Here is a 16,398-nt window from a genome sequence, read left to right as displayed (position 1 = left end):
TATCCAGCCCGGAACGCATCGAACGGTGCGCCGCGGTAACCCCTCATCGCTCAGCGACTTGGGCGGAAGAGCGCGCCAGACGGGATGGAGGTGCATCCCCAATGGTGCGTTGGGCCGCCGAACTCGCAGGATAACGGGAGGTTGCGGTTGCGAATCGGATCGATGACCGGGGATCGGGCCAAAGTGTCCTTCGTCCATCGAGTTGCGCGGCGTTTCGCACCATCGAGGAAGCACCTGCCGAGGGTTCCGATGCGCCCGCAGGGCCCGCCTCTCGCGTCACGGTCCGACCGCGACAGCGCCTCTGGCTCCCGGATCCCCACGGGCGGAAGACCCGTGCTTGACGGAGCTTCCGGCCTCCCTTTCCCGCTTCACCATGAGGGCATGCGACGCCGGCCGAAATCCTAACGATCCCGCATCCGCGGCAGCCGCCGCGCCTTCGACGCCGCCCGCCGCTTCTCACCCCTTTTCTGCCCCTGCCCCGGCTGCCGGGGCCATCGTCCCGACGCCCGCTCCCTCGGCTGGAACCCCCAGCGTCGAGGCGGGCGCCCCGTAACCTCCCGGCGGGTGGTCGTCTGGCGCTTCACCTGCCGTCGGTGCGGCCGCAGCTTCGGCTTCAGCGGTGACGACCGCCGCCGGAGCCGGAGTGCGAACCGTCCCGGGGGCCCCATCGGGGCCCCGCACCGTCCCGCCGCCGGTGGCCCCGGACCTCGACGCCCCCCCGGTCCGCCGAAGCAGCCCCGAGCGCAACGGAGCGGAGCGGCGAACCCGGAAAAAGGCGCCCTCGGATCGCGCTTCCCTCGTCGCGCACGAAGGGGTACCCCCGCCGGACTCGAGCGGAACGCCGCGGGCCGCCGGGCGACGGACGAGGGAGGAGCTGCCCTCCGGCCGCTGATTCCCCTTCGACGGAAGCGGGATCAGACGACCGTGCCGGGCGGTAGCACCGCGCGGCGCGGGACGACGATGACGCCGTCGCGGATGCAGTAGTTCTCGCCGTCCGCGTGGGTCAGACCGGCCTCGTTGACGAGCCGGCAGCCGTCCCCGATCCGGGCGTCGAGGTCGACGATGGCCGAGCGGATCACGCAGTCCCGCCCCACGCCTAGAGGGATGCGGCCACTCGGCACGGGAAGCCGCTCGAGTTCGGTAGCCCCCATCAGAACCGAGTCTTCGATCACCGATCCCTCGCGGACCACGACCCGGATACCGACGATCGAGCGGTGGACCCGCGCGGCCGAAACGATGCTGCCGTCGCAGAGGATCGCCCGAGAGACCTTGCAATCCCCCACCTTGCACCCCGGGAGGAATCGGGGGTGGGTGTAGATAGGAAAGTCGGGGTTGTACAGATCGAACTGGGGCAGCGGTTCGGTGAGTTCCAGGCTCGCCTGGTGGTAGCCGCGGATCGTACCGATGTCGCGCCAATATCCTTTGTGGACGAACCCGAGGACGCGGCGGTGGGGGAGCGCCTCGGGGATGACCTCCCGGCCGAAGTCGGTCGAGGAGGTGCCGGAAAGAAGTTCCGCGAGCACCTCGGCCCGGAACACGTAGATTCCCATGCTGGCCAGCACGGAACCGGGCTCCGCCTCGAGCCCCAGCTTTCGGATCGTCCCCTCGTCGAGTGCGAACCTTCCGATCACCTCGGGATCGGACGGCTTCTCGGCGAACTCGACCAGCCGGCCCTCCTCGTCCATGCGGAGGATCCCGAGCTGCGGGGCTTCCGAGGGAGGAACCGGGTGCACGGCGATCGTCAAGTCGGCGCCGCGGTCCCGGTGCAGGAGCACCATCGCCTTGAGGTCCATCAGGTAGAGCTGGTCCCCGGACAGGATGAGGATTTCCCTCGGCTCGGGTGCGAGCAGACGGGGTAGCGTCTTGCGGATGGCGTCGGCGGTTCCCTGGTACCAGTCCCGGTTCTCGAGGCTCTGGTCCGCCGCGAGAATGTTGACGAAGCCCCGGCTGAAGACGTCGAAGCGGTACGTCTGGGCGATGTGGCGGTTCAGGCTGGCGCTGTTGAACTGCGTGAGGACGAAGATCCGGTCGATTCCGGCGTGAAGGCTGTTGCTGATCGGGATGTCGATGAGGCGGAACTTCCCCCCGACCGGGACGGCCGGCTTCGCCCGGTCGCGGGTCAAGGGCCAGAGCCTCGTGCCCTGCCCGCCGCCAAGAATGGCCGTCACGACATCCTTCATGCTTCGTCGCCTCCGGCGCATTCTACCCTCCCGGGGCCGCCGGCAGCCGCGGCTCCGGAAGGCGTTGGAGGGCGTATCCCGGCCGGATCCGATCCCGGCGGTTGCACGGCGCTTCCGCGCGGGCATGATGCGGCGGGAAACGGCATCCCTCCGAGGAGGTGCGCATGGAGACGACGGGTCGGTGGCCGGAGTGGGTCCAACGGCTCGCGGCGAACCCTTACGCCCAGGCGGCCGCGATCGTTCTCGTGGCGTTCGTCGCCGCGAGGCTGGTGAACGTCATCGTCACGCGGTTGCTCCGCCGGCTCACGGAGCGGACCCGCACGGAGCTGGACGACCGGATCCTGGCGGCCCTCGACCGACCGGTTTCGAAGTCGGTCCTTCTGGTGGGCCTGGGCCTGGCGGCCCGCCGCATCGCTCCCCCGCCTGCGGCGCTGTTCCTGGTGCTGGGGACTCTCAAGACGTTGGCCGTTCTGCTCTGGGCCGGCTTCGGCTTTCACGTCGCGGGGGCTGTTCTCGAGATCGTGTCGCGACAACACGCCGATGCCCCTCTCCTCGCCAGGCGCATGCTCCCGTTGTACGAGAACCTGGCGAAACTCCTCCTTGCCGGCGCAGCCGTCTACTTCCTGTTCCTTTCCTGGAACATCGACGTGACCGCATGGCTCGCCTCGGCCGGGATCGTCGGACTGGCCCTGGGGTTCGCCGCCAAGGACACCCTGGCCAATCTGTTCTCCGGCCTGTTCATCCTCGCCGATGCGCCGTACAAGCTCGGCGATTACATCGTTCTCGATTCCGGCGAGCGGGGGAGGGTGACGCAGGTCGGCCTGCGGAGCACGCGGCTGCTGACACGGGACGACGTCGAGATCACCATACCGAACGCCGTGATCGCGAATGCCAAGATCGTCAACGAGAGCGGCGGGCCGTGGAAGAAGGCGAGGCTGCGCGTGCCGGTCGGCGTCGCCTACGGAAGCGACGTGGACCGGGTGAGGCGGATCCTCCTCGATGTCGCCGGCGAGACACCGGTGGTCGCTCCGGACCCGGCTCCGCGAGTGCGCTTCCAGCGATTCGGGGACTCGAGCCTCGACTTCGAGCTGCAGTGCTGGATCCGGGATCCGGAGGACCGAGGTCTCGCCCTCGACGCGCTCAACACGGCGATCTACAAGCGCTTCGCCGCCGAGGGAGTGGAGATCCCGTTCCCTCAGCGCGACCTGCACATCAAGGAGATGCCGGGCTCCCGCGGCTGATCTCCCCACCGGCCGGCTCGCGCGCGACGGGGTAGAGCAGGTAACGCTCGTCGAAGTACGGAGTCCGCTCGTAGAAGAAGCGCAGGCGCGCCGCCGGGTCGCCGCGGAACGCCTCGTCGCTCTCCAACCGCCGGAGGAATTCGGCGCGGAGGTCCGGGTCCTCCTCGAGCATCGCGCGGGCGAGTGGCTCGAGCACGTAGGGCTCGATGTACTCCGTACGCTGCAGGACCGGCAGGAAGAATCCCCAGCGGAAGAGGGAATCGGGTGACTCGGGTTCGAGAAGAAGGACCGCGAGGTCCCCGAGCTCCTGATCGGTCGGCACCCGCACCGATCCGGCCGGCCACGTCTCTTCCCGCACCTCGACCGAGACCGCGGCCGACACGCGCACGCGGCCTTCGAAGGGGCGCTCGTCGAGTTCGGGGGCCGATAGCCGGTAGTAGGCGAGGCGCAGCCGCCGCGGCGCGACCTGGCGCTCGAAGCGGATGCCATGCCAGGACAGCCGGTCGATGACCTCGGTCCAGGCGGGAGGGATCCAGTAGGCGTCCGGCCGCGAAACGCTCTTCGCCGGCTCGGAGGCGATGGCGTAGGGGACGCGGAGGACGACAGGGCGACCCGTCCACTCCATGACCGGAGTTCCCGTGACGGGGGAGAGGTGCTCGCGGCTCGAGACCCCGAGGAACTCGATCTCGGGCGGCTTTTCGTCGGGAACTCTCCAGTCCAGCGGCACGTTCGCCCGGCGGCGCCTCCGGTCCGCAGCGATCGACTCTCGCAGCTCGGCGCCATGCTCCGCAGCCACCCTGAGAGTCTCTCGCAACAGCACGTAGGTGCCGAGGACGCGGCGCTCGTAGCCCTTCAGCGAGTGGTTCTCCACGAGAACGGTCGGGAGATGCCGCGCGTCGCCGTATCCCGTTGAGTAGCGGGGCGACGCGGTCCAGCCGACGATTCCTCGCGACGGATCGCGTCCGTCGGCGGGGAAGACGAGCGGCCCCGGAACGTGTCCTTCCCGGCGCAGGGCCTGCGAGACCGCCGGGCGATAGACCTCGTCGAGCCACCGGGCGATGGCGGGCGAGTGGGCGTGCGGCCCGTTCCAGCCGAACGTGATGTCGTACTGGTAGTCGGCGCCGTCGGTGACGTGCAAATCGAGGTACAGGTCCGGCGCCCACTCGCGAAGGACGCGGACCAGCGCGCGCATCTCCGGCGCGTCGAGCTTCGCGTAGTCGCGGTTGAGATTGAGGTTCTTCGCGGTGGTGCGCCAGCCCGTCTCCTCCGGGCCGCGCTGGTTCACGCGGCCGAAGCGGGAGAAACGCTCGTGACCGTCGACGTTGAAGATGGGGACGAAGAGCAGGTTCGCACCCTCGAGCAGCGCACGCTCCCGACCTCCGACGGTCAAGTCGCGCAAGAGCATCATCCCAGCGTCCTTCCCGTCGATCTCCCCGGCGTGAATCCCGGCCTGCGCCAGAACGGTGGGCCGGCCGCTCCGGCGGAGTGCCTCCGGGGTCGCCTCTCCCTCCCGCGAAGCCACCGCCATGACGATGGCGCGCCCTTCGGGAGACCGGCCGATCGTCACCAGCGTCACGCGCGGACTCGCTTCCGCCAGGCGGGAAAGCCAGGCCATCGTTTCGTCGTAGCGGGGCGTGTGCCGGAAAAGCTCCCGCTCCGCCGGGGTCGCCCAGGGGTGGTCCGGGGGAAGCGCGAGACGGCGGCTGGCCCCATCCCACTTCGGAGCCGGGGGCAGCACCGCCTCCGCAGCCGGATGCGGGGGCAGAGCGGCGGCGGAGGCGAGCAGGGCGGCGCTCGGAATCAGACGGCGGAATCTCATGCCGGGTCTCCTCGCGATCGGGCGGCCACTATCGCACACCGCCGGGGAGGTGCGACCCGGAAGGCGAGGCGTGCGGGCGGTTCTCCCCGGCGGGCGGTCCCGGGGCGCCGCTTTCCGGTCGCGGGACGACGTTCGAAGCGCGGGGGGCCGATCGAGAGAGACCTCGGGCGGTGCGGGTCCGACCCCGGTTCGCGCGGGCCTCCCCTCGGACGACTCTCGCCCTTTCTTCGAGAAGAAGTGGATCCCGGTTTCCCGTGCAACCTCCCGCCGGCCAAGGAGCTGCGGCGTCTCCCCTCCGGGAACGGCCGGGTGGACGCGGGATGCATCCTCGAAGGTGGTTTTCCGATCCAAAAATCGCCGGGCGTGAGGCCGGTGGCCTCTCCGGCCGCGCGCGGCGCTCCGGCTCGGGAACGAGCGCCGATCCTACATGGAGTCGGAGGTGCTTCCTCGATGGTGCGAAACGTCGCGCAACTCGGTGTACGACGGACACTTCGGCCCGGCCCCCCGGTCATCGATCCGCTCGAGACCGGAGCCTCCCTTCGTCCAGCGAGTTCGGCGGCCCAACGCACCATTGGGGATGCACCTCGCTTCCATCGAGGTGCGGGCATTGGAGCCCCCTCCTGGGCGCTCCGATCCCGGGCCGTTCACGGAAGGTCGAAGCACGGCGCCGCAGATGCCGCTGGACGGCCCGCACCCGGCTACGAGCGCCGGAGGAGTCGTTTCCGCGCGGGGAGGGACCCCGCTTCCGGCCCCGCCGCGTGGAGCGCCGCCCACCCGACCGCCGGAGAGCCCGGCGGACCGTCCGGCCCGGCGAACGGGGCCGGAGGCAGCGAAGGCTCCGGCCATCGAGCCGAAGCGGCGCCCTCTCCGGCGGCTCCATGAATCGTCCGGGTCGCCCGGGACGTGGGGAGCACCCTCTGTCCCCGTCCCGAGCCTCCCTTCCGGTCCGCTGGCGGCTCGCGCGGCCCGACGAGAAACGGCTATCCTCGGCGCCATGAAGAACGTCGCTCGTGTCCTTCTTTTCGTCGCCGCCGCCTCCAGCGCTCTCGCCGGGCCGCCGTCCGGCGGGACCGTCCGCCTCGTTGCCGCGGCGCCCGGCTACCCGGGGACGACCGAGACGGCGCAGCCGACCATGGATCGTTTCGCGCTGGCGCTCGCCAGCGGCCTGGGGTGGCCGCCCGGTCGCCTCACCGCGGTCTACGATCCCGACGAAGACAGCGGCGCGGCCCGCATCGCCGACGAGAGCACGGTGCTGGCCTTGGTGCCGCTCCCGTTCTACCTCGCCCACCGCGCGGAGCTGCGGTTGGACCCGCTCCTGGTCGCGTCGCGGACCCCGCGCCCGGCGCAGGTGTGGAGCCTCGTCGCCGCGAAGGGCGCCGCGAGCGGGCCGGCGGATCTCGGGGGCTGGCGCGTCGCGGGGAGCGCCGGCTATGCGCCTGCCTTCGTTCGGGGCGTGCTGTTCGATTCCCTCCCCCCCGACGTCGAGATCGTCTTTTCCAGCCGCGTTCTGTCGCTCCTCCGGCGCGCGGCGGCTGGAGAGAAGGTGGCCGTTCTCCTCGACGAGGCGCAGGCGGGGGGCGTCGCCTCCCTCTCCTTCGGAGGAAAACTGGCAGTGGTGGCCCGCTCGGCTCCCGTCCCGGAGGCGCTGTTGTGCGCTGTGCGCGGCCGGCTGGCCACGGACGACCGGACGGCGGTGAAGGAGGCGGTCATGCGGCTCGACGAGCAGAGCCGGGAGCTTCTCTCCGCGATGCAGATCCGCCGTTTCTTCCCCGTCGACGAGCAGGGGCTCGCCGCCGTCGAACGCGCGTTCGACGAAGCGCGCTGAGCCGCGCGGGCGATGGGGGCCAGGCCGAGGCGTTTCACCGAAGCGGTCGCCGTCGTTCCGGTTGCCTTGCTGTTGGGCGTCGCGGCCGGGGGCTGCGTGTCGCCCCTCCGGCAGCCCGCGGCGCCCCTCGAGGCGAGCACGCGGGCCGGCCGGTCCGATCCGGCGGAGCTCGAGAGGCAGGCCCGGGAGCTCTGGGATCTCCGGCCGGATCTCGACGCCGTGCGCCGGGCCGCGCAGGCATGGCTCGACGCGGCCGCGCTGGATCCGCGGTCGGCGCGCTGCGCCGACCGGCTCGCCGAGGCCGTCCGGGCCCATGTCTGGCTTGCCGAGCACGAGGAGAGTGCCGCGGCGCGGGAAGCGGCGGCGGCCCGTGCGCTGGACGCCGCGCGGCATTGCCGGGAGCGCTTCCCCGACCGCATCGACTGCGAGTACTGGTTCGCGGTGGCTCTCGGGGTGACGGCCCGCGAGCGCCCGGCCACGGCGGGGAAATCGCTGGCCCTGATGATCGAGGCGCTCGAGCGGGTGGCGGAGCGGGAGCCCGCCCTCGAACAGGCCGGACCTCACCGCGTTCTCGCCTTGGTCTACCTCCGGGCTCCCGGCTGGCCCGCGGGACCGGGCGACGAGGAGGCGGGGCTGGAGCACGCGAGAAAGGCCGTCGCGCTGGCGCCCGATTTCCCGCCCAACGTCCTCGCGCTGGCCGAGGCGCTCGACCGGAACGGAGACGCCGAAGGCGCGCGGGAGACCTACGAGAGGGCACGGGAACAGGCGGAGAACTGGGCCGCCCGCGGCCACCCGGACGCGCCGGCGTGGCGGGAGGAGGCCGAGCGGGCGCTGCGCCGGCTCGGCGGAGCCGCCCCGAAGGGTGGCCGGTAGGGGGCCCGGGCCGCCCTCCCGTGCCGCCACGCGCGCCGCGACGGGGTGGCGCGGCGGGAGCGCCCTGGTTGAACGGGCAACCCGATCCGAGAACAATAGAACCGCTCCGATTTGTGCCGCTTCCGGCCCACAGAAGCGGGCGATCCACTTCCACGAGGTCCCTCCCATGACTTCCGACACACGCCTTCCCTCCTCCCGCTTCCGGTTCGGGTGCCTCCTGCCGGTCGTCGCCGGCGCCCTCCTCCTCGCGGGCGTCGCCCGGGCGGACGGCCCCCGCGTCGCCAGGTACCACGTCCTGCGGGGGCGCGCGGCCTGGCCGGCCGACCTGGCCGCGCCGGAGCACCGCACCCGCTGGATCCTCGGGGTGCCCGCCGGGGCCGCCCAGAGGCGGCTCGAGATCCGGCCGGAGGGCGACCGCGTGACGGTGGTCGCGGAGCCGCTTCGCCCGGAGGCCGGGGAGAGGACCGCCAGGACGTTCGGAGACCGGCGCGGTGGCCGTGACGTGACCGCGTGGTGGCTTCCCGACCGGGGCGAAGGGATCTTGCGGCCCGGCGAGCGGCGCACCCTCGATCTGTTCGAGGAGACGGCGGGGGGGCGCGACGAGCTGCGGATCGAGCTCGAGGGCCTCGGGGTCGGCTGGGCGGAGCTGCCCGCGGGTCCCCGGGAGGTGGTCCTGGAGCGCGCGCGGGTGTTCCGGCGCGCCGCCGGCGCCTCCGCGTTCACCTTCGAGGAGGAGGTGATGCGTCTCGTCGGCCGGCGCGCGGGGCTCGTGGCGGAGACGGTCACCCCGGCCTCCGGAGAGCCGGAAGCGTCGATTCTCGCCGGTGTCGACCAGGGTGCCGGAACCCTTCAGCTCTACTACAGCGAGCTCAAGCCGATCGTCCACCAGAACATCCAGTACGGCTGGGACCGGGGAGGCAAGTGCAACGGCGGGCCGAACAACGGCCAGCCATGCGTGGAGAACGCGGACTGCCGGACGAGCATCTTCGATCCCTACACGTGCGATCCGATCAGCGTGTCGGAGGTGACCCCTGACGGGTTCCCCGACATGGGCGCGTTGCTGGCGGCGGATTACTGGGACTTCTCCGGCAACGACCGCACCAACAGCGTCGCCGAGGTCACGTCCACGGTCACGCCGCTCGACTCCGCCCACACCTGCAACATCGGTCAGTGCGGCTTCACGAACCCGGCGACGAGGATCCTGGCCAAGCAGGACCGCGACTTCCTCGACCCGTCCAAGACGGACGATCTCATCACGACGGTCTTCGAGAACGAGGATGCTTCGTCGGCGGCGTTTTGCGGAGGCGCCCCGTGCCCGATCACATGGCAGCGGGCCGGCGCACTCCGCGAGGGGAAGTCGGGGCTTTTCGGGGACGGAGAGAGCCGGTTCTGCTACGACCCGCTGGAGGGGCGGTCGGCGGTGGCGCAATGGGTGTTCCCGCACCAGGACACGAAAGGCTATTTCTTCCAGGCCGGCGATTCCTGGCGCACCGACTTCGCGGCCTGCGAGCAGAACATCTTCAACACCGTCTGCGGTGATCCCGGGCTGTTTCCCACGCTCTACGTGAAGGCCTGCAACGACAAGGGGAACTTCCAGGCGTCGGACGTGCTGAAGGGAGGCGTGGTCAAGCTTCCGTCCGGCCACACGCTGAACGTCCTTGTCGTGCGCATTCTCACCGAGTTCTGCGTGTACACCTGCGGGCAGTGCACCGATGGAATCTTCGGCTGCAAGACGGACGAGGTGCGGAAGGCGATCTATCTGTTCGTCGCTCCCCACATCACCACCGTGGTGCGCCTGCAGTCTCCCAACGTCATCCCCCTGCCGATCGAATCGCAGAACACGCTGGAAGAGACGGACATCAAGTTCGGGCTCTTGCCGCCGTTGACGATCGAGTCGCCCGGCGCTACGGACACCACGATCGACGTGCGGTGGGATCCCGGCCGGGACACCTCCCGGATCCTCGACTACGTCGTTTACTGGGATACCGACTCGGGAAGCTCCTCCCCGTACGCCTTCAACTCCATCGACAACGCGGGACAGGTCTCTTTCGACGGCACCTCGGCCACCATCTCCGGACTGACCCCGGGGACCACCTACTACATCACCGTGACGTCCCGTTCGAGCTACACGGATCCGAAGAGCGGCGTGACGACCATTTACGAGAGTATCATCTACCCCACTCAGATCTTCGGCGATCCGGACTTCGCTTATCCGATCGAGGTGGTTCAGACGACGACGGGTGGATCGTGCACGCCGACGGCGGAGGTGACGGGGTTGACCGTCAGCAGGCTCGCCGACGGCAGCCTTCAGTTCTGTTGGGATCCCGTCAGCGATCCATGCCTCGATGGCTACGACCTGCTCGGATCCGACGATGCGACCTCCGACGCGAACTGGCAGACCGTGGCCAGCGTGACGAGCGCGGAAACGTGCTGGACCGGCTCGCCGGCGAACACCTTCTACCTCGTCGTCGCCCGCGGCACGGGAGGAACCGGTCCGTGGGGACACTACGGGCACTGAGGTGACGGGTCCCCGCCGAGTTTCGGGTGCCCTGCTGGTGCTGCTGCTGGTGGGAGCGCTGCTCCCGCCGGCCGTGGCACAGACGACCGGGGGTTCGATCACCGGCAGGGTGGCGACACCGGACGGCCGCCCCGTGGCGGATGCCGTCATCGAGGCGATCTCGCCCGATACCGGAGCGCTGAGGACGGCGCTCACCGACCGGAAGGGGCGCTACGCGCTGGTCAACCTGCCGACGGGGACCTGGAAAGTGATCGCCAGGACGCCCGGGGGCGGGAGCAGCGCGCCGCGGGAGGTCCGGCTGTCGCTGCAGCAGGCCATCGAGCTCGACTTCACCGTGGTGGCGGAAGTCGAGGAGACGGTGACGGTCACGGCGCGGCCGCCACTGGTCGATCCGCAGCGGAGCTGGGGCGAGCTGCGAATCGGCAAGCAGGAGACCGAAGACCTGCCGGTGGCGGGCCGCGTGGTCACCGACCTCGCGCTGCTCGATTCGCAGGTGGCGGGCGTGGCGCCGGCGCAGTTCTTCGGCGAGCGGAGCTCGGTCTTCGTGCTGAACGGGCAGTCGGGACGGGGCAACGCCTTTCTGGTCGACGGTCTCGACAACGGCGACCGGGTGAGCAGCACCACGCTCAACAGCTACTTCTCCCAGCAGGTCATCGATGAATTCGTCGTCCTGACCCAGCAGTTCGCTCCCGAGTTCGGCCGGGCCGCGGGCGGGGTGCTCAACATCGTCACGCGGCGGGGAAGCAACAACTTCGAGAGCGACTTCTTCGTTCAGGGGACGAGGAGTAACTGGAACTCGTCCGGTCCGTTCGTCGCCGGCCTTCCGCGGGAGACCTCCGAGGTGCTCGCCACGCGCCGCGATGCCACGGGGATCACCTTCGGTGGGCCGATCGTGCCCGACAAGGCTTTCTACTTCTTTTCTTACGAGCGGCAGCGCTCCACCGATCCGATGCCCTACACGGGAGTGGACCGGAACGGCGTCGCCGGCGGCGTCTTCGCCGCCGACGCCGAGGATGACAATTTCTTCCTCAGGACGGATTTCCAGCTCTCCCCGCGGCACAGCCTGATGCTCCGTCTGTCCGCGGACGACCGGCGCACCGAGGGCCTGAACGTCGGCGGAATCTACACCCCCGAGGCGGGCTTCGCGCTCGACGAACAGGACGTTCAGTTCGCGGCGTCGCTGCAGTCGGTCTGGGAGTCGGGCTTGATGCACGAGCTGAGGCTCCTCGCCGGACGGTCCGAATTCGACCAGCAGGCGAATTCCTCGCTCACCGCCGTCACCCGCCCGTCCGGGGTTTTCGGCGGGAATCCGCTCAACATGCAGCGCCGGCAGGAGGAGAGGCTCCAGCTGGTGGACAACCTGACGCTCACGCGGGGCGCCCACACGCTGAAATTGGGTTTCGATGTGCTGCGCACGGTGACGCATGCGTCCGTCCGGTTCAATCCCCAGGGGGGTTTCCTCTACGGCACGGACGAGCCGTGGGACCCGGGAGACTGCCTCGACCTGAACGCGTCGCAAATCGGGCAGGCGGCCCGTGACGAGCAGGAGGGACTCGGGCGGAATCCGATCCCGTGCCCCTTCGGGGACCGTGACGGCGACGGGACGCCGAACGAGCCCGGGAAGTGGTGGACCTATCCCACCGTTTACGTCCTCGTCGACGGGCATCCGGACGTGACGTTCCGGGACACGCAGTACGCCTTCTTCGCGCAGGACGCCTGGCAGGTCACGCGTGACCTTCTGCTGCACTACGGCCTTCGATACGACCTCAGCACCTTCCGCCTCGGCCGGGATGTTCGGGTCCCGTCGGATAAGATTCCGAACGGCGGCGCCGGGCGCGACACGGACAACATCGCCCCACGCCTCGGTTTCACCTGGCGTCCCCTGGACGGCCGCCGCATCGTCGTCCGGGGCGGAGCGGGTATCTTCTACGACAAGATCCCTCTCGCCTTCCCGGCGGCGAGCGCGGTCAGTTCGGACATCGCGATCAACATGATCTTCCCTCAGGCCCTCGGGTTCGAGCTCACCGAGCAGGCGGTCGACGAGTTCGGTTCCGACGCCGTACGGCCGATCCTCCAGCAGTTCCCGGAACTGGCGCTGAGGTTTTCGACGGGAACGGAGCTGGAGACCCCGTACTCGGTTCAGTACACCCTGGGTGCCGACATCGGTCTCGGGCGGGCGGGGGCGTTGCGGATCGACCTCAACCGGTCGCTCGGGTATCACCAGGTGCTGCTCCGCGACCTGAACCCGGTGGTCGAGGTGCTGACGTTCGGTGGCCGCAAGCGGCTCGACGAGTTTCCGAACCGGAACCTGACGCCGTTCGGTCAGCCGATCCACCGGGACGAGAGCCTTGGCTCCATCGCCGCGATCGTGACCGAGGGGAGGAGTTGGTACACCGGGGTCACCCTGGGATGGAACTGGCGCGGCGAACAGGGTTGGGCCAGCGCGTCCTACACCTGGTCGCGAGCCGAGGACCTCGGTTTCGATCCGCTCAAGGGCGGGATCTCCCTCCCTCCGAATTCCGACGACCTCGCCGCCGAGAGGGGTCGATCCGACGCCGATCGCCGGCACCGCGCCGTTTTCGCCGCCGGTGTGCCCCTTCCGATGGGGCTCCGCGGTTCGACGGTCGTGCGCTACGCCAGCGGGGCGCCCTTCAACGTGACCCTCGGCCGCGACACGAACCTGGACGGGCAGGACAACGACCGTCCGGAGGGAATCGGTCGCAACACCGGTGCGGACACGCCGCTCGAGGTCGTCAACGCCATCCGGGTCGCGGAGGGGCTGTCCCCCGTAACGCGCCTCGAGGAGCCCGATTTCCTTCAGGTCGACTTCAGGATCGAAAAGCCGTTCCTCTTGCGCGACGGCCGCGTCCAGGGCGACGTGTACGTCCAGGTCTTCAACGCGTTCGACCGTTTCAACCCGGTTGCCGTGGAAGGCCGGATCCTGTCGGACCGCTTCGGCGAACCCTACGGGCTCGGCGGGCCGCCGCGCACGATCGAGATCGGGTTGCACCTGGGTGTGGGACGGCGCTGAGCGGGGTCTACTTCTGCCCGGCTGACTCCCTTCCGCAGGCGTCCACGGACGTCACCTCGTAGAAGGCATTGCCGGTCGAGGCGTCCGCCCAGTCCGGAACGGCGGTCTCGGCCACGGGGACGGCACCGGCCAGTGCCCGAGGCGAGGCGGCGCGGTAGATGCGGTAGGACGCGGCACCGGCGGCCGGCGCCCACCGCAACCTGGCGGTGCCGCCCTCGAGCGACACCGTCAAGGTCGCCCCGACGGGTGCCGCCTCCCCCACGACCTCCACCGAGCGGGACGCGGGGAGCGAAACATTGCCCCGGTCGTCGCGCGCCCGCGCTTCCACGGAATGCCGCCCGGCTCCGAGGGAAAGTGTCCGGGAGAACTCCTCGACGGGACCGTCGAAAGCACCATCAGCCGCCGTCACCCCCGATTCGGTCCACGGACCGCCGTCCACCCGCATCTCGACGGCGGCGATTCTCAGGATCGAGATGTCGCGCCGCGGCGTCGCGTTGAGGGGGTTCGAGTTCGGGTAGGGCACCACCTGCGCGGTGCCGGAGAAGCGCGCCAGGCCGTCGCAGGAGGGGTCGGCGCTGTCCAGCCGGAGGGAGATCTCGGGAGGGGAGGAAAGGACGTCGGGTGTCCCGTCGCCGTCCGAGTCGAGCAGGCCGACCTGTTTCACCGTGGCCGGGCAGGAAAGGGCCGCGTTGTCCCTCATCACGCAGGCGGTGACCGTCCCGCACAGGTTCTCGCAGTTGTCGTTCGTGCCCGCGAGATAGCCGGAAGCCGCCAGGCAATCGCAGGCCGACGCCGCGTATTCGTCGAGGGCATAGAAGCTGTGATGCAGCTCGTGCCGCAAGACCATGTCCATGCGGGCGATCCCCCAGCCGTCGTTGTCCGTCGTCATCACGACGTGGGGGCCGCCGACCCACGAGTAAGCGAAGTAGCCGTCGCCGAAGCGCCCGTCGCCGTCATTCTCCGAATTGGCGACGAAGACGTTCACCGCCCAGTCCGTTCCGTCGGCGAGTCTCGTGGCGTCGGCGAACCGCCGGGACCGCGTGAGCCGCGATCCGGTCGCGTAGCCGAAGCGCTCGAGGATTTCCGTCACCCACAGCTCCTCGCCGCCGGTTCCGGACGGATCGGCGGGACGCGAGATCGGCTCGTAGGAGGTCCGTGCTCGCGGATCGGTGCGTCCGGGGAAGACGTGGATGGTGAAGCTGAGTCCCGCGTGCGGGTACATCTGCTGCAGGTCGGCCGCGGCGGCGTAGGCGGCCGCCACCACCTGGGACTCCTGGGACGGCGACCAGTCCTCGGACGACGGGTCGACGCTGCCATCGCTCTCCATCAGGATGAGGTTCAGGGAGACCGATCCCGCCAGGTACTCGCTCGTGTTTTCCCATCCCGCACCGAACGGGCGCGAGGCCCCCGATGAAGGCGCCAGAGCCAGCGCTTCCACCGTCGGTTCGACGTCCCACCAGTCGGGAGGGATCAGGGCGTCCTTTTCGAGGCCGCCCGGGACGGCCCCGCCCCCCGAGTCGCCCGCGAGGAAGGAGGACCAGGCGTCGAGGGCGAGCTTCTTCGGCGCCGGAGCCGCGGCGGCGAGGGTCTCAGGGGCGGCCCGGGTGAGGACCCGCACCGCGGCCCCGCTGCGGAGGAGCCGCGAGACCGAGCGGCCGCCCCCCCGGGCCAGGGCGACACCGGCTTCGGGCAGGATGGCGACCAGCCGCGCGCTGCGCGCTCGAAGCTCCCGCTCGAGCCGCGCCCGCGTCGTGCCGGGCGCCAGCTCGACGAGCACGAGCGCGTCGCCGCGCCCGCGGGCGGCGACCGGTCCGGTCGCGATGAGGAGCGCCGCCAGCAGGCACGCCGGTACCTTTCGTCGCAGCATGCACCCTTCCCGGGGTCGGACCTGTTGCGAATATGGGGCACCGGCGCATGCGCGACAACACCGCCGCGGTCATTCCCCGCGGAGGAGATTGCCGATGATCGAGCTTCCGAGGTCGCGACCGCCGCTGCCTGCCTTCGCGGTCGGGAGCCTGGGGATGAGCCAGTCGAGAAAGGCCTGGCTGGAGCGGGTCTGGAGCCAGAGCTCCCCGGTGCCGCGAAACTCGCACACGAGCCCCTCGCCGCTGATCAGCGACGTGAACAATCCCGCGACCTTGCGAACGGACCACTCGAGGGAAGCGTCGAAGGCGACGACGTGTCCGGTGTCGACGATGTAAGGGCGCCGGCCATCGAGGCGGACCCGATGTATCGCGCCGTACGAGCTGAGCAAGACCGGTCCCGTGCCAGAGAGACGGAGCAGGAACAGTCCCTCGGAGGCGAAGAAGGACCGGGCGCCGCCCCACTTGATGTCCACGTCGACGGTGGCCGCTCCGGCGAGGTATGAGCCCGACTGCACGTAGACGTCGCGTCCCCGGAGCTCGAGCGCTCGTATGTCGCCGGGAAGAGTCGGCGCGACCGTGAGCTCCGCGCCGTCTCTCCTCGCGGTGAACGTGTTGACGAAGAACGACTCTCCGCCGAGGAACTTCCGCAGCGCGGACTTGATCAGGCCGCCCTGGATGCCGCTCGTGACCTCGACATCGGCGGTCATCGAGACCATGGCTCCCGTTTCGGCGCGCACCGACTCGCCGTTCGAGAGGGTGATGATGCCGAGTGCGTAAGAGGGTTGATGCTCGACTTTGAATTCCATGGTGGCGGTTCCCTCCGGTCGCCCTCCCGGGGCCGGGTCCGGCTCAGGACCGGTCCCAGGAGAAGGTATCGAGATAATCCCGCAGCCTGCCGGCTGTGGGGAAGTGCCGCGCGATCAGGTCGCGCCGGAGCCCGCGGCAGTTCGCCTTGATCGGGGGCGGCTGCCTCCGGTACCACCGCGCCCCCCCGACCGCATCGTACAGGACGCGGATCATCTGGATCACGTCTTCGGTCATCTTGG

At 70.1% G+C, this 16,398-nt stretch carries 11 protein-coding genes; 6 read left to right on the top strand and 5 right to left on the bottom strand.

The genetic code is table 11. The features are described from left to right. Positions 1-564: 564 nt before the first annotated feature. A complete protein-coding gene (locus tag D6718_02975) occupies positions 565-984 on the top strand; it encodes a hypothetical protein (protein RMG47689.1) in 420 nt (139 codons plus the stop codon). On the opposite strand, the gene glgC is transcribed toward D6718_02975, so the two are convergent. After that, on the bottom strand, positions 915-2,201 hold the full coding sequence (glgC, locus tag D6718_02970; GenBank protein ID RMG47688.1) for a glucose-1-phosphate adenylyltransferase: 1,287 nt from the start codon (positions 2,199-2,201) through the stop codon (positions 915-917). The two genes, D6718_02975 and glgC, sit on opposite strands and share 70 nt — an antisense overlap. Before the next feature lie 143 nt (positions 2,202-2,344). On the opposite strand from glgC, the gene D6718_02965 reads away from it, so the two are divergent. Beyond that, entirely contained in the window at positions 2,345-3,421 is a 1,077-nt protein-coding gene (locus tag D6718_02965) for a mechanosensitive ion channel family protein (GenBank protein ID RMG47687.1), read from the top strand. On the opposite strand, the gene D6718_02960 is transcribed toward D6718_02965, so the two are convergent. Continuing rightward, on the bottom strand, positions 3,393-5,240 hold the full coding sequence (locus D6718_02960; GenBank protein RMG47686.1) for a carboxypeptidase: 1,848 nt from the start codon (positions 5,238-5,240) through the stop codon (positions 3,393-3,395). The two genes, D6718_02965 and D6718_02960, sit on opposite strands and share 29 nt — an antisense overlap. A 994-nt stretch (positions 5,241-6,234) precedes the next feature. Between D6718_02960 and D6718_02955 the strand changes: the two genes are divergently transcribed. The 4 genes from D6718_02955 to D6718_02940 all read left to right on the top strand — a co-directional run bounded on the left by D6718_02955 (position 6,235) and on the right by D6718_02940 (position 13,487). Then, a complete protein-coding gene (locus D6718_02955; protein ID RMG47685.1) occupies positions 6,235-7,065 on the top strand; it encodes a hypothetical protein in 831 nt (276 codons plus the stop codon). A gap of 12 nt (positions 7,066-7,077) precedes the next feature. Next, positions 7,078-7,938, top strand: coding sequence for a hypothetical protein (locus D6718_02950; protein RMG47684.1), 861 nt, complete (start codon positions 7,078-7,080; stop codon positions 7,936-7,938). A gap of 166 nt (positions 7,939-8,104) precedes the next feature. Beyond that, positions 8,105-10,456, top strand: coding sequence for a fibronectin type III domain-containing protein (locus D6718_02945; GenBank protein RMG47683.1), 2,352 nt, complete (start codon positions 8,105-8,107; stop codon positions 10,454-10,456). A 1-nt stretch (position 10,457) separates the two neighbouring features. Next, positions 10,458-13,487 (top strand): TonB-dependent receptor, encoded by a 3,030-nt coding sequence (locus D6718_02940; protein RMG47682.1) that lies wholly within the window; start codon positions 10,458-10,460, stop codon positions 13,485-13,487. 7 nt (positions 13,488-13,494) lie between these two features. On the opposite strand, the gene D6718_02935 is transcribed toward D6718_02940, so the two are convergent. The 3 genes from D6718_02935 to D6718_02925 all read right to left on the bottom strand — a co-directional run. Then, positions 13,495-15,354 (bottom strand): hypothetical protein, encoded by a 1,860-nt coding sequence (locus D6718_02935; GenBank protein ID RMG47681.1) that lies wholly within the window; start codon positions 15,352-15,354, stop codon positions 13,495-13,497. A gap of 69 nt (positions 15,355-15,423) precedes the next feature. Continuing rightward, a complete protein-coding gene (locus D6718_02930; GenBank protein RMG47680.1) occupies positions 15,424-16,158 on the bottom strand; it encodes a TIGR00266 family protein in 735 nt (244 codons plus the stop codon). Positions 16,159-16,201: 43 nt separating this feature from the next. Continuing rightward, positions 16,202-16,398 (bottom strand): serine/threonine protein kinase (locus D6718_02925; GenBank protein ID RMG47679.1); only part of this gene is annotated, 197 nt, incomplete at its 5' end.

Source organism: Acidobacteriota bacterium (assembly GCA_003696075.1).
In the GTDB taxonomy this organism is placed as follows: domain Bacteria; phylum Acidobacteriota; class Polarisedimenticolia; order J045; family J045; genus J045.
This window is presented reverse-complemented; position numbering and strand designations above follow the sequence as displayed.